This window comes from Ochrobactrum sp. AN78 (genome assembly GCF_029909885.1).
Lineage (GTDB): Bacteria > Pseudomonadota > Alphaproteobacteria > Rhizobiales > Rhizobiaceae > Brucella > Brucella quorumnocens.
In genome coordinates this window covers 335,274-347,926 of record NZ_JASAMU010000003.1, presented here as the reverse complement: position 1 = coordinate 347,926, position 12,653 = coordinate 335,274, and the positions used below count along the sequence as shown (strand labels likewise).

Genomic DNA, 12,653 nt, shown 5'->3' with positions numbered 1-12,653 from the left:
GTTCGTCACGAAAGTGGATTGCAACCGCGGATGCGGTTAAGTTTTAATTGGCCTTGGCACCAATTTCCTTGTCCCAGCGTTCAAGGATTTCCTTGCGCTTGGTCGGTTCGCCATAGGTCTTGAAGTCGTAGTCGATCAGCTTGATATCCTCAAAGCGCGGTGACTCTTTCGGCACTTCGGCGTTCTTGTTGGATGGAAGCTGGAAGGATTTTGCATCCTTCATCTTAGACTGCACTTCTGCTGTTAGCGCCCAGTCATACCATTTCTTGGCATTCTCGAGATTGCGGGCACCTTTGATGATTGACATGGAGCCGATTTCGTATCCCGTCCCTTCGCAAGGCGCGATGGATTTGATCGGGAAGCCTTCGGCAGTCATCGCAACTGCATCATGCATGAAGACAATACCAATGCCGTTTTCGCCACGCGCTGCCGACTTTACGGGCGCAGAGCCGGACTTGGTATATTGCGAGACGTTGGCGTTCAGTTTTGCCAGATATTCAAACGCCTTTTCCTCACCCATCAATTGTATGAGCGTTGCAAGAGCCGTATAGGCTGTGCCGGATGAATTCGGGTTGGCCATCTGGATTTCGCCCTTATAGGACGGATCAAGCAAATCAGCCCAGCAGGCCGGTTCCTTCAGGTTCTTTTTCTTGAAAATGTCGGTGTTGTAGCCCCAGCCTAGCGCACCAGCATAAACGCCGACAGTGCGGAATTCAGAGCTTTCTGCCTGCTTTTTTGCCCAATCCTGCAACTGGTCAAGCATTGGTGACTTATATTCGAGCGTCAGCCCTTCGGATGCGGCCTGCAAATGCGGATCGCCAGTGCCGGCCCACCAGATATCAGTCTTTGGATTACGCGCTTCAGCGCGCACTTTCGCATAGGTTTCGCCGGAAGACAGGCGCACCATATTGACTTTGATATCCGTTTCTTTCTCGAAATTATTCTTCATTTGCTCGCAGATCACGACGTCTGCCGAACAGATAAGATTGAGATTGCCTGAAGCCTGTGCAGAAACCGCAAATGATGAAACGCCAGCGGCAAACGCCGCGGCCATAAGTGCCCAACGCATCATTATTCCTCCCTATGATCAGCGCCTCCACGCTGTGGCTTTTTGCAAGCCTGTGCACAGTCTTTGCCTTTTAGGCTTATGTGTCAATCTGCTTTTGTAAATTTCATTCTGAAAACTCTGGAAACAATCTAATAATTCTGTTTCTGCACAGCCTTGCAATGATATGCAAACAAAAAAGGCGACCCGAAGGTCGCCTCTTTCGAAGTGTTATAAAGGCTTATCAGCCGATGGCCATGAGGCTGGCATTGCCGCCCGCGGCTGTTGTGTTGATGGAAGTCGAAACCTCTTCGAGCAACCAGCTCAGGCAATAGCAATCAGCGCTCTCAGCAAGCTGCGCCGAGGTTGCAGCCTGTGTCAGCACGAGCGGGCCAGGAAGCGCGGCCAGCTTCTTGTTGATTTCAATCAGGCGCTCGCCCTCTCCTTCAACAAGCGCACCGGCGAAAGGCGCATCCGCCTGCCAGTCCTTTGTCCATACGACACGCGAAGCAGCACTTGCAGGCAGATCCTTGAGCACGCTGCGCAGACCTGACGCTTCGTCGATCACAGCCGTATTGCCCGTGGCGAGCACTGCCGTCAGCTGGCGATAAAGGCCTGTTTCTGTCTGTGGGGCCAGCAGAATGCGACCACGCGCATGCAGCGCATAGAGGTTGCGTTCGCCAACCGGACCCGGAAGCTCAATATTCAGACCAAGTGCTGAAACACTGCCAGTTTCGCGTGCTGCATGCGCCAGTTCGTTCATGCCGCGATTGCCGAGCCATTTTGCGAAATCATTAAGCGCAGCATCGGTGTGAACCGAAGCCATACGCGGCGGGATTGGCGCTGTTTCGACAAGGCGACCGAGATAGAGCGGACCACCAGCCTTCGGGCCCGTGCCGGACAGACCACGACCACCGAAAGGTTGGACGCCAACAATCGCACCAATAACATTGCGATTGATATAGATGTTACCAACCCGGATGCGGTCGGCAACATGAGCGATGGTTTCATCAAGGCGTGTATGCAGACCAAAGGTCAGACCATAACCGGTTGCGTTGATGTCATCAATCAGGCGATCCATGTCATCACGCTTGTACCGCACCACGTGCAGAACCGGGCCAAACACCTCGCGTTTCAGATCACGGAGGCTATCAATCTCAACGATTGTTGGCGCTACGAAAGTGCCCTTATCGGTTCCCGATCCAAGCGGAAGCTGCTCCACCTTGCGACCCATATCGCGCATCGCCTGAACGTGCGTTTCGATAATGTCCTTGGCTTCTTGTGTGATAACTGCACCGATATCAACTTTGAGCTGGTCGGTACGGCCAATGGAAAGCTCCTTAAGCGCACCCTTGAGCATCGTCAAAATGCGGTCGGCAACATCTTCCTGCAGACAAAGCACACGCAGCGCCGAGCAACGCTGACCGGCGCTGTCGAAAGCCGAGCCAATCACGTCGAACACGACCTGCTCTGCAAGCGCAGAAGAATCCACGATCATTGCGTTCTGGCCGCCTGTTTCAGCGATCAACGGGATCGGCTTGCCATTTGGCAGCAGACGCGAAGCAAGCTGCGCCTGAATGAGGCGTGCAACTTCGGTCGAGCCGGTGAACATCACGCCACAGGTTTCCTGCGCTGCAACAAGTGCTGCACCGATACGGCCATCGCCAGGCAGAAGCTGCAATGCATCAACAGGAATGCCAGCTTCGTGCAGAATGCGAACGCCCTGCGCTGCAATGAGTGGGGTTTCTTCGGCAGGCTTTGCCAGAACAGGATTGCCCGCAACAAGAGCGGCTGCAATCTGTCCGGTAAAGATTGCCAGCGGGAAGTTCCACGGGCTGATGCAAACAATGGGACCGAGCGGCTTGTGAGCAACGCCCAGTGTGCGGCGGGTCTGTTCTGCATAGTAACGCAGGAAGTCGATAGCTTCGCGCACTTCTGCAATCGCATTTGGCATGGACTTGCCAGCTTCACGCATGATGAGGCCAAGCAACTCCGGCATTTCGCGCTGCATGATGTCGCTCGCGCGATCGAGGCAAGCTGCACGGTCAGCCGGCGAAACTTTAGACCAGCTTGCGGTTGCTTTTTCGGCCGCCTTCATTGCCGTTGCAACATCGGCTACTGCGATTTCCGTGACTTTGCCAACCACATCGGAATGGTCGCCGGGGTTAAGAACCGGACGTGTTTCACCCTTGACCTTGGCACCCGCAACCTGCGGCTCGGCAGTCCAGGCACGCGAGGCATTGGTTTTAAGTATTTCGCTCAGTGCGGCCAGCTGCTCTTCGTTGGAAAGATCGAAACCTGCCGAGTTTTTGCGAATACCGTAAAGGCCTTCAGGCAGATTGATCTGGTCGTGGCGCGCGCCAACCACAGCCATCGAACGAACGACTTCTGCAGGATCGGCAATCAGTTCATCAACCGACACGCTCTTATCGCCAATGCGATTGACGAAGGACGAGTTGGCACCGTTTTCAAGCAGACGACGCACCAGATAAGCAAGCAGCGTTTCGTGCGTACCAACTGGAGCATAAATACGTGCCGGACGACCAAGCTTTGATGCACCAACCACTTCATCATAAAGAGGCTCACCCATGCCGTGCAGGCACTGGAATTCATAAGAGCCGGTTTTGAAGTCTGGACCTGCCAGATGGTAGATCGTGGCGAGCGTCTGCGCATTGTGTGTTGCAAACTGCGGGAAGATTACATCCCGCGCGCCAAGCAGCTTACGGGCGCAAGCAATGTAGGAAACGTCGGTATGAACCTTGCGGGTATAGACCGGGAAATCTTCAAGGCCGTCTACCTGCGCGCGCTTGATTTCCGCATCCCAATAGGCGCCCTTGACCAGACGAACCATGACGCGACGATTGGTGCGACGCGCAAGATCAATAATAAAATCAAGTACAAACGGGCAGCGCTTGCCATAAGCTTGGACCACAAAGCCGATGCCTTCCCAATCAGCGAGATCTGGGTCTTCACAAAGGCTCTGCAGAAGGTCGAGCGAGAGCTCCAGACGATCTGCTTCTTCAGCATCGATATTGAGGCCGATATTGTACTTCTTGGAAAGAGCTGCGAGCGCTTTCACTTTTGGCAGAAGCTCGTCCATGACGCGCTCGCTCTGCGCGCGAACATAACGCGGGTGCAGTGCCGAAAGCTTGATTGAAATACCCGGGCCATCATAGATGCCGCGACCGGCCGACGCGCGACCAATCGCGTGGATCGCAACCTCATAATCCTTGTAATAGCGTTCTGCATCAGCCGCCGTGGTGGCTGCTTCACCCAGCATATCATAGGAATAGCGGAAGCCGCGTTCTTCAAGCGACTTTGCACGCTTGAGTGCTTCATCAATGGTTTCGCCAGTGACGAACTGCTCGCCCATCATGCGCATGGCCATATCCACGCCACGACGGATAACCGGCTCACCGCAACGAGCAATGAGGCGCGTGAGTGCTGCCGACAGGCCGCTGTCATTAACGGTGTTCGTCAGCTTGCCGGTGACAACAAGGCCCCAGGTCGCGGCATTAACGAACAGCGAGCGACCACCGCCGACATGCGACTTCCAATCGCCGTTCGAAATCTTGTCACGGATCAGCGCATCGCGCGTTGCCATATCCGGAATACGCAGCAGAGCTTCGGCCAGGCACATCAGCGCCACGCCTTCCTGGCTCGACAGTGAATATTCATGCACCAGACCTTCGACGCCTGTGCCTTTATGCTTGGCGCGCAGCGCTTCGATCAGCTTACGAGCTGTCGCGCGAACCTGCTTTACCGTTTCTTCAGGCAAGGTTGCCTGCTGAACCAGCGCGGTTACGCATTCTGCTTCAGGCCGACGGTAGGCATCGGTGATTGCCTTGCGCAGGGACGTCTCCTCGCGGATCGGCGGCGCGAAATTCTGGAAAACAGGAGTGGGAGCGGATATCTTATCAGTCATGGTGCAATGCTCGCGAAAACAGGCTCAGGCCCAGTTCAACTGTGCCTTTATGTGGGGGCACACTATCATCAGCGCAAATTGCATTCTGCCTTCATTTGATCCATATAAAGACAATTCGATCTTATTAAAGTGACTTCTAGAGGCAGTTTGAATGCGAAAGATAGACTCTGTAGACGATCTGGATCAGTTCGATCGCCGCATTCTTGAAGTGCTGAGCGACGATGGTCGCATCGCTATGACCCAGTTGTCAAAAAAAGTCGGTCTTTCCAAGACACCGTGTCAGGCGCGCGTCAAACGGCTGGTCGATGAGGGCTATATTTTAGGCTTTCGCGCGGCCATAAATCCGGAAAAACTCGGCCTCGATCATATCGCTTTTACGACTGTAAAACTATCGGACACACGTGAGACTGCACTCACAGCGTTCAACGTCGCTGTGCGCAAGATACGCGAAGTCGAAGAATGCCACATGATCGCGAGTTCCTTCGACTATCTCTTGAAAGTGCGAACGCCCAACATCCGACGTTACCGCGAGGTGCTGGGCGAAAAGATTTCGAGCCTGCCGAATGTGGCAAGCACCTCCACCTTTGTGGTGATGGAGTCGGTGAAAGACAACCGCCCGGTAAGGGTTTATCCGGGCGTGCTGTAATTATCGTTTTACAATAATTATTTTCTGTATAATATGAAGCTGTTAATTAAGCAATCAAGGTCATACAAAATGAATAAATCCCCACTTAGCACTACGGGTCAGCGTCTATATTGGTTATGCGCGGCTTTGGTTCCTATCCTTCCGCTGCTGCTGTTCACATTTTGGATGACGGCGGACCTTAGCGCTCTGCTCGCGTTTGTGAACGGTACAAACTGGCACATATCGGAGATCACTTCTGGCCAACGTATTTTTGGTTTCCTGATTTCTCTGCTTGCCATATCACCGATCATTTTTGCACTTTTTCGTCTAAGGCAACTTTTTTCACTCTATGCGCGGGGAATTCTGTTTTCGCGCGAAAACATCGCCGCTTTGCGGGACACAGGATTCAGTTTCATTATATATGCAGGAATTGATCTGTTAACCTCCCCGCTATTTGCCGTTGCCCTAACCTACAATAATCCTGAGGGGCAACGCGTGATTACGTTAGGTATTAGCTCATCTACGTTCGGATCAGTCTGTCTCGGACTTATTATTCTGGCGATTGCCAAAGCGATGGACGAAGCGAGGCTCATCAATGACGAACTTGCGTTAACGGTTTAAACCCATGGCAATCGTGGTTCGGCTGGATGTAATGCTGGCAAAACGCAAAGTACGTTCCAACGAATTGGCGAAGGCAATAGGAATTACCGAAGCCAATCTGTCTCTGTTGAAATCGGGAAAAGTGAAGGCAATTCGCTTCAGTACACTAGAAGCTATTTGTACTTATCTGGATTGTCAGCCCGGTGACATTCTCGAATATTGCGCAGAACTTCAAAATAAATCTTAAAAGCATTAAGGGAGGACGGCGTGTCGTCCTCCCTTACCAATATGGCATTATAGCGCTTCGTCTGCCAGGTAACGCTCAAGCGTTTTGGCTGTTCCATCATGCCAGATGCGCTTAAGCGCTGCAGAGAACGCGGCAACATAAGCCTGATTGGAAGCGAGTGAACCGAAAATATCGGTCATTTCGAGCCAACGTGACGGTTCATCCTTGGCAAGTACCGCATGCTTCACCAGACGATCCCATGACGGATCATTCGGCTCGATAACCGCACCACTATCTGTCGTTCCGTAGCAGTAACGGCACCAGAGAGCAGACACCAAAGCAAGCCCAGCGACCGAGTGGCCTTTGGCCAGACGGTCCGTAACAGTCGGCAGAATGAATTTCGGCTGGCGGTTCGAGCCGTCGAGGCACAGACGACGGATCGTGTCACCGATCTTCGGATTGGCAAAGCGCTTGTCGATGAGCAGACGGTAGTCTTCCAGAACAGTATTCGGCACTGGCGGCACTTCTGGGATGATTTCTTCCTTGGTGAGCTTTTCCAGATATTTCCGGATCAACGGGTTTTCCATCGCTTCATGAACGAAGTGAATGTCGAGAAGTCCACCCGGATAAGCAATTGCCGCATGGCCGCCATTGAGGATGCGAATTTTCATCAGCTCATAGGCATCAACCTGATCGGAAAAGGTAACACCGACCTTATGTAGCCTTGGACGCCCGGTTGGGAAATTGTCTTCAACAACCCACTGCTTGAAACCTTCGCAGAAAACTGGCCAGCCGTCTTCCACTTCGAACTCATTCAAAGCGATTTCGCGTTCACGTACACCTGTTGCAGGTGTGATGCGATCCACCATGGAGTTTGGGAATGCGACATTCGCTGAAATCCAGTCTGCGAAGTCTGGATCGCTGAGTTTTGCGAGCCCGACAACCGCATCTTCCGTCACGTGACCATTGCCCGGGATATTGTCACAGGACATCACCGTAAAGGGTTCAACTTCTGCCGCGCGGCGCTGTTTCAGCGCCTGCACCATGAGACCAAAGACGGTCTTCGGTTTATCAGGATATGCTCCGTCAGCGACAATATCAGGATGAGCCGCATCAAAGTGCTGACTAGCCGGGTCAATATAATAACCGCCCTCAGTGATCGTCATAGAAACAATGCGAATATCGGGCGACGTGAGATAATCCATCAGGGCTTTACGCCCCTCCTCCGTCGAAATAGTCACATAATCAACCATGGAAGCGGTAATTCGCGCTTCCGAGTGTTCCGCTTCCTGATCAACAACAGTCGTCAACCAGTCCTGGGCTTTAAGCGTATCGCGCATTGCATCGTCGCTGGCCCGCACGCCAGCGCCGACCAAAGCCCAATCGTGATCGAGCCCCAGACCAAACAGATCATCGAGATAAACGGCCTGATGCGCGCGATGGAAATTACCCACGCCAAAATGAACTATCCCGGGTACAAGGTCTGCCGGATCATAACCAGGCTTGTGAACTTTGTTGAAGCTCTTGAGCGTTGCTCGCGACAGCTTGGTCATAACCATAATCCTCCTCGATGAATCCAGACAACCCAGCCTATGGCCTGATCTCGCGGCGGGCAATATCTCTTTATAAGTATCGTTCATTACAAATGAAAATGGCGGGCAAAGCCCGCCATTTTACATACTGTTTAAGCGCCTTAATTCAGGCCGAGCGTACCGCGCAGCGTCGAAAGATCTTCTGCAAGCGTCGTAATAGCGCCTGCCATGACCTTACGATCGTCCTCGGTCAACTTATCGTATAATTCATAGCCATCACCCTTCTTGTATTTCACAAGAATGTCGTTGACGGTTTTGAAGTTGGCATCCGACTTATTGAGAAGCTCAGGATTTTCCTTCTCGATCAGCGGACGGAAAAGTTCAACGATTTTCTGCGAACCATCAACGTTAGCCTGGAAATCCCAGATATCCGTGTGGCTGTAGCGATCTTCTTCGCCCGAAATCTTGGTTGCTGCGACTTCTTCCATAAGGGCTGCTGCACCACCAACAACCTTTTCAGGTGGGAAGGTCATGTCCTTGATGCGCTTCTGCAGCTCGACAACATCCGAATAGAGCTTATCGGCATATTTATCGAGACCTTCAGTCGAGTTCTGCGAGAATAGGCCATATTCGAGACGATGGAAGCCAGTAAAGTCGTCAGACTTTTCTGCATCTTCATGGTCATCTGCGCGGCTATCGATGGAGGCGTCGAGGTCTGCAAAAAGCTCTGCTATCGGTTCGATCTTTTCGTAAGAAACACGCGAGGATGGATAAAGTTCTTTCGCCTTCGCCAGATCGCCAGCCTTGATCGCATCGGTGAAAGCCTTTGTGTCTTTCACGAGAATATCAAGATTGTCCTGAACGTAGATCTTGTAATCAGCAATCGGCTGAACCAGATCGAGTGGGGAGACTTCGGCCTTTGCAGCACCGAAGCTGAGGGACAGAGCGACGACACAAGCCGACGCGAGCAGTGGCAGACGATATTTCATGTTTACCTCTCCGTGGTGATAAGACCTTCACCCACGCGCGTTCTGCGGCCCACTCGCCTGCAAAAGAACACTTGCGTAAAAGTCATCCTGATTTTTCACGCCGGGTAGCGTGAAGAAATAACCGCCGCCGACGGGCTTGATATACTCTTCCAGAGGTTCGCCATCGAGGCGCTTCTGAACGGTGATAAAGCCCTTTTCCAAATCGGCCTGATAAGCGATGAACAGCAGCCCCATATCGAGCTGGCCGGACTTCGTGACCCCGTTGGAATAGTTGAATGGACGCCGCAAAATCAGATGCTGCTCGGCATTGGCATCGCGTGGATTGGCCAACCGAATATGTGAATCCATCGGCGTAACCTTGCCTTCCGGGTCCTTCGAATAGTCCGGAACGTCAGCTTCGGTTTTACCGTCGAATGGCGCGCCACTATCCTTATGGCGACCAAAAATCGTCTGCTGTTCCTGCAGCGGTGTGCGATCCCAGCGCTCGACGAAATTACGGATGAGACGCACGACCATATAATTGCCGTGAGAAGCCCATTCCGGCTCATCTTTGCCCGGCTGAATCCAGACAACTCGATCCATCAATCCCTTGTCGGCAGCATCAGGATTGGCAGAGCCATCGCGGAAACCGAGGAAATTGCGCGCGCTTTCCTTCGCTTTGGGCGAATGAGGCGGCTGAACCGGCACTGAGCCTTCTTGTTTCCAGCGCACCATCAGAAGATCAGGCATGTTCTTCATGATATCGCGCAGCGCATGGATATTCGTGTCTGCAGTGTTGGAGCAAAACTGAATTACCAGATCGCCATGACACAAATCCTTTTGCAACGCGTCATTGGGGAACCCCGTCATGCGTTGCAACTGTTTTGGCTTGAACGGCTTGAGCCCAAAACGATCATCAAAAAGCGAGCTGCCCAGACCCACGGTGATCGTCAGGTTATCAGGGGTAACGGTCGGCCCGAGAATGCCGGAATCGGATGGCGGAAACTTTGGATCAAGCGCCGGTGGCTCGCCACCCTCCATGAGAAAAGCTGCGCGCTCTGTCAAAAGTCTGAACATGCGTTCGAGACCCGCGCGATCACGCGCCAGAACATCGAAAGAGGCCACGAGACCAGTTGCAGGGCGTGGTGTCACAATGCCGGGCTGATGCACGCCATAAAATGGCTGGCTCTCCTGCAGCTTGTCGCTTTCAGGTGCATTGGTCACGCTTTCCGATGAAAGCGCGTTGTTAGAGGCGCGTGCGTTAGCCGCCTGCGATGCAAGCACGCTCGCGACACCTGTAGCACCGGCACCGAGCAAAAGGGCGCGGCGCGTTGGCGACGTTGGATTGTCTGTTTCAGAACTATCGTCTTTGAAAAATTTCTTGGTCATTAATCCACTCCAAGTTGATCGCGGAGTTTTGAAAACTGGTCGGCGAGAGCAGTCGCGCCGTCCTTGATCTTCGCCTTCTCGTCAGTAGAAAGCGTGTTGTATGCCTTGCCATTCTGAGCACTTAGCAGCGCCTTCACGGCAGACACCTGAGCATCAATCCCTTCAAATGCCTTGGGATCGACTTTGACGACGATCGGACGCAATACGTCCGCCGTCTTTGCGGAGCCTTCAACAAGGCCTGCAAATACCTGCAAATCTGTGTGTGCGTAGCGATCGTCACCTGCGTCAGCAGCGGTAGACGCAAAGCGGTTGAGCGCTGACGATGTGCCTGCCAGCATCCGGTCAGGCGAAATACGCAACGCGCGGATACGATCTTTCAGACCAGCCGCGTCCTGAACAAGCTTTGTGGCGACGGGCTGCAAGCCGTCCAGCGACTTCTGTTCAAACAGCCCATATTCAATGCGATGCAGGCCACCAAATGCAGGGTCCTGCTCACGTTTTTCAAAGAAATCGGCGCGCGCATTGATCGCTGTATCAAGATCAGAGAAAGCTTCTGAAACGGGAGCAATACGGGCATAGGCTTCGCGCGCCGGTGCATAAGCAGCCTGTGCGGCTTCGATATTGCCGCTTGAAACGGCATCCGAAAGCGTTGCAACAGCCTTCTGGAACTCAGCGACTTCGGTAGCCAGATAAATCTGATATTCAGCCAACGCACCAAGGAAAGCGGTCAGCGGCATCTTACCCTTTTCGGCTTCGCTGCTTGCCGATGGTGTCACAATCAGCTTTCCGCGCGGATTGGAAAGAAGGCCGCAAGTAATCTGGTATTCGCCCGGCGAAAGCTTGGCGGAAAGTGTCTGCTTGAAGCCCGGTGCGATATTCTCGCGCTCTTCGAGAACCATCACGCCGTCGAGAATTTCCCATTCAACCGAGCGGTCGGACTTGTTGACGATTTCAAAAACCGTGCGCCCAGCCGGAACCGTCAGTTCATTTGGATCGCAGCTTTTCGCGTTGACCACGATCTGCACTTTGCCATCACCATCTGCATGGCGCGATTTATCTGAAACGCGCGAGGCGTAATAGAAAGCAGCACCTGCCGCCAGCACCAGCAGAATGGCCAGTACCAGAACCGCTCGCACGAGGTTGCGGGAGAATGGTGCAACAGGTTTTGGGCTTTGCGGCTTGGTCATGGAAAATCTCTTCGATTAAACTGTGTGCTTCGCGGCTGCGCTCTGCGCAGGTGCGGAAGACGGCATCAGGAAAATAATGAGCGCAGGCACGAGGAAGCCGAGATAGGCAACCACTTCGCTGATCGTCGGCGTTGCGATATAGCCGAAAATACCAGCCAGAACCGAGCCAAGCGTGCTGTCGAGCGGCAGGATTTCGCTCGTGTCGAACACGACCGTCTGGAAGTGGTTCCAGATACCAGCCTCATGCAGCGCCATCACCGAATTTGCGAGAATGCCCGCTGCGATAATCAGTATGAAAACACCGGTCCAGCGGAAGAAGCGGCGCAGATTGAGTTTCAGGCCACCACGATAGATACCGTAACCAACCAAAGCGGCAAGCAGAACACCGAGCAATGCGCCAAGCGGTGCCGCGCCACCTTCGCTCTGCTGGAATGCGGCGAGCAGGAAGAAGACCGACTCAAGCCCCTCACGGGCCACAGCAAAGAACACCATCAGGATCAGGCCGAAGCCCTTATGCGTGGGCGTTTCAAATGCCGCATCAATGGAATGATGCAGTTCCGCTTTGATGGAACGAGCCGCCTTACGCATCCAGAAAACCATGGACGTCAGCACGAAAACGGCTATGAGCCCGATAATGGCCTCGAAAAGCTCCTGCGCCTTTTGCGGGAATTCTGCGCTTACAAGCTGGAGGATTGCGCCAACTGCCAGCGACATCGCCAGGGCCAGCAGCACACCAATCCAAACAACCGGCATCCAGGCGCTGCGTCCGGTCTGGTGCAGATAGCTCGCGATAATGCCAACGATTAGCGCAGCTTCCACGCCTTCGCGGAACATGATGAGAAATGGTACGAGCATTCGAGTTCATCCAAAAGGCAGAGTGATCAATCCGCCCCTTGATTGACACTCTTCACAACCGGCACAAGCCTTCGTCTATTTGTCATCTTTCTATATCTACGCGCGCACCACTGCAAGCCAAATGAAGTTGACTACCATGGGAATGTTTTAGAATTATTCTAACTATTTCAGAAACTTACAGCGATGTAAGTTAGCTACCCCTGATGAGACTGCAAGTTCTTTTGAGGTATAGTAAGCCTTTGAAAAGGCTTCATACTGAAGCCTTTTCGCGTATTGAATGGCGGCTATCAAGCCTCGGCTA

General features: G+C 53.1%; 10 protein-coding genes. 3 read left to right on the top strand and 7 right to left on the bottom strand.

Translation table 11 applies throughout. From position 1 onward, the window contains the following. Positions 1–43 precede the first annotated feature (43 nt). Positions 44–1,069 (bottom strand): ABC transporter substrate-binding protein, encoded by a 1,026-nt coding sequence (locus QBD00_RS08425; RefSeq protein WP_095445648.1) that lies wholly within the window; start codon positions 1,067–1,069, stop codon positions 44–46. Between the two features lie 220 nt (positions 1,070–1,289). Further along, entirely contained in the window at positions 1,290–4,970 is a 3,681-nt protein-coding gene (putA, locus tag QBD00_RS08420; RefSeq protein ID WP_318579183.1) for a trifunctional transcriptional regulator/proline dehydrogenase/L-glutamate gamma-semialdehyde dehydrogenase, read from the bottom strand. Positions 4,971–5,121: 151 nt separating this feature from the next. On the opposite strand from putA, the gene QBD00_RS08415 reads away from it, so the two are divergent. The 3 genes from QBD00_RS08415 (at position 5,122) to QBD00_RS08405 (ending at position 6,442) form a co-directional block, all read left to right on the top strand. After that, positions 5,122–5,616 (top strand): Lrp/AsnC family transcriptional regulator, encoded by a 495-nt coding sequence (locus tag QBD00_RS08415; RefSeq protein ID WP_318579182.1) that lies wholly within the window; start codon positions 5,122–5,124, stop codon positions 5,614–5,616. Between the two features lie 69 nt (positions 5,617–5,685). Then, positions 5,686–6,216 carry a DUF2975 domain-containing protein gene (locus tag QBD00_RS08410; RefSeq protein WP_264230727.1) on the top strand — a complete coding sequence of 177 codons (531 nt, stop codon included), beginning with the start codon at positions 5,686–5,688 and terminating at the stop codon, positions 6,214–6,216. A gap of 4 nt (positions 6,217–6,220) precedes the next feature. After that, positions 6,221–6,442 carry a helix-turn-helix transcriptional regulator gene (locus QBD00_RS08405; RefSeq protein ID WP_318579181.1) on the top strand — a complete coding sequence of 74 codons (222 nt, stop codon included), beginning with the start codon at positions 6,221–6,223 and terminating at the stop codon, positions 6,440–6,442. 47 nt (positions 6,443–6,489) lie between these two features. Here QBD00_RS08405 and QBD00_RS08400 read toward each other — a convergent pair whose 3' ends face one another. The 5 genes from QBD00_RS08400 to efeU form a co-directional block, all read right to left on the bottom strand. Continuing rightward, positions 6,490–7,974 (bottom strand): mannitol dehydrogenase family protein, encoded by a 1,485-nt coding sequence (locus QBD00_RS08400; protein ID WP_318579180.1) that lies wholly within the window; start codon positions 7,972–7,974, stop codon positions 6,490–6,492. 140 nt (positions 7,975–8,114) lie between these two features. Next, on the bottom strand, positions 8,115–8,942 hold the full coding sequence (gene efeO / locus QBD00_RS08395; RefSeq protein ID WP_318579179.1) for an iron uptake system protein EfeO: 828 nt from the start codon (positions 8,940–8,942) through the stop codon (positions 8,115–8,117). Positions 8,943–8,969: 27 nt separating this feature from the next. After that, positions 8,970–10,310, bottom strand: a complete 1,341-nt coding sequence (efeB, locus tag QBD00_RS08390) for an iron uptake transporter deferrochelatase/peroxidase subunit (RefSeq protein ID WP_318579178.1) — start codon at positions 10,308–10,310, stop codon at positions 8,970–8,972. Then, positions 10,310–11,497, bottom strand: a complete 1,188-nt coding sequence (efeO, locus tag QBD00_RS08385) for an iron uptake system protein EfeO (protein WP_318579177.1) — start codon at positions 11,495–11,497, stop codon at positions 10,310–10,312. The genes efeB and efeO (QBD00_RS08385) overlap by 1 nt, the downstream gene beginning before the upstream one ends. Positions 11,498–11,512: 15 nt before the next feature. Then, complete coding sequence (gene efeU, locus QBD00_RS08380) at positions 11,513–12,352, bottom strand: iron uptake transporter permease EfeU (RefSeq protein ID WP_064321829.1); 840 nt, start codon at positions 12,350–12,352, stop codon at positions 11,513–11,515. Positions 12,353–12,653 lie beyond the last annotated feature (301 nt).

Coding starts and splice junctions, on each gene's coding strand:
- efeU (WP_064321829.1), bottom strand. CDS start 12,352: ATGCTCGTACCATTTCTCATCATGTTCCGCGAAGGCGTGGAAGCTGCG.
- putA (WP_318579183.1), bottom strand. CDS start 4,970: ATGACTGATAAGATATCCGCTCCCACTCCTGTTTTCCAGAATTTCGCG.
- QBD00_RS08400 (WP_318579180.1), bottom strand. CDS start 7,974: ATGACCAAGCTGTCGCGAGCAACGCTCAAGAGCTTCAACAAAGTTCAC.
- QBD00_RS08405 (WP_318579181.1), top strand. CDS start 6,221: ATGGCAATCGTGGTTCGGCTGGATGTAATGCTGGCAAAACGCAAAGTA.
- QBD00_RS08415 (WP_318579182.1), top strand. CDS start 5,122: ATGCGAAAGATAGACTCTGTAGACGATCTGGATCAGTTCGATCGCCGC.
- efeB (WP_318579178.1), bottom strand. CDS start 10,310: ATGACCAAGAAATTTTTCAAAGACGATAGTTCTGAAACAGACAATCCA.
- QBD00_RS08425 (WP_095445648.1), bottom strand. CDS start 1,069: ATGCGTTGGGCACTTATGGCCGCGGCGTTTGCCGCTGGCGTTTCATCA.
- efeO (WP_318579177.1), bottom strand. CDS start 11,497: ATGACCAAGCCGCAAAGCCCAAAACCTGTTGCACCATTCTCCCGCAAC.
- efeO (WP_318579179.1), bottom strand. CDS start 8,942: ATGAAATATCGTCTGCCACTGCTCGCGTCGGCTTGTGTCGTCGCTCTG.
- QBD00_RS08410 (WP_264230727.1), top strand. CDS start 5,686: ATGAATAAATCCCCACTTAGCACTACGGGTCAGCGTCTATATTGGTTA.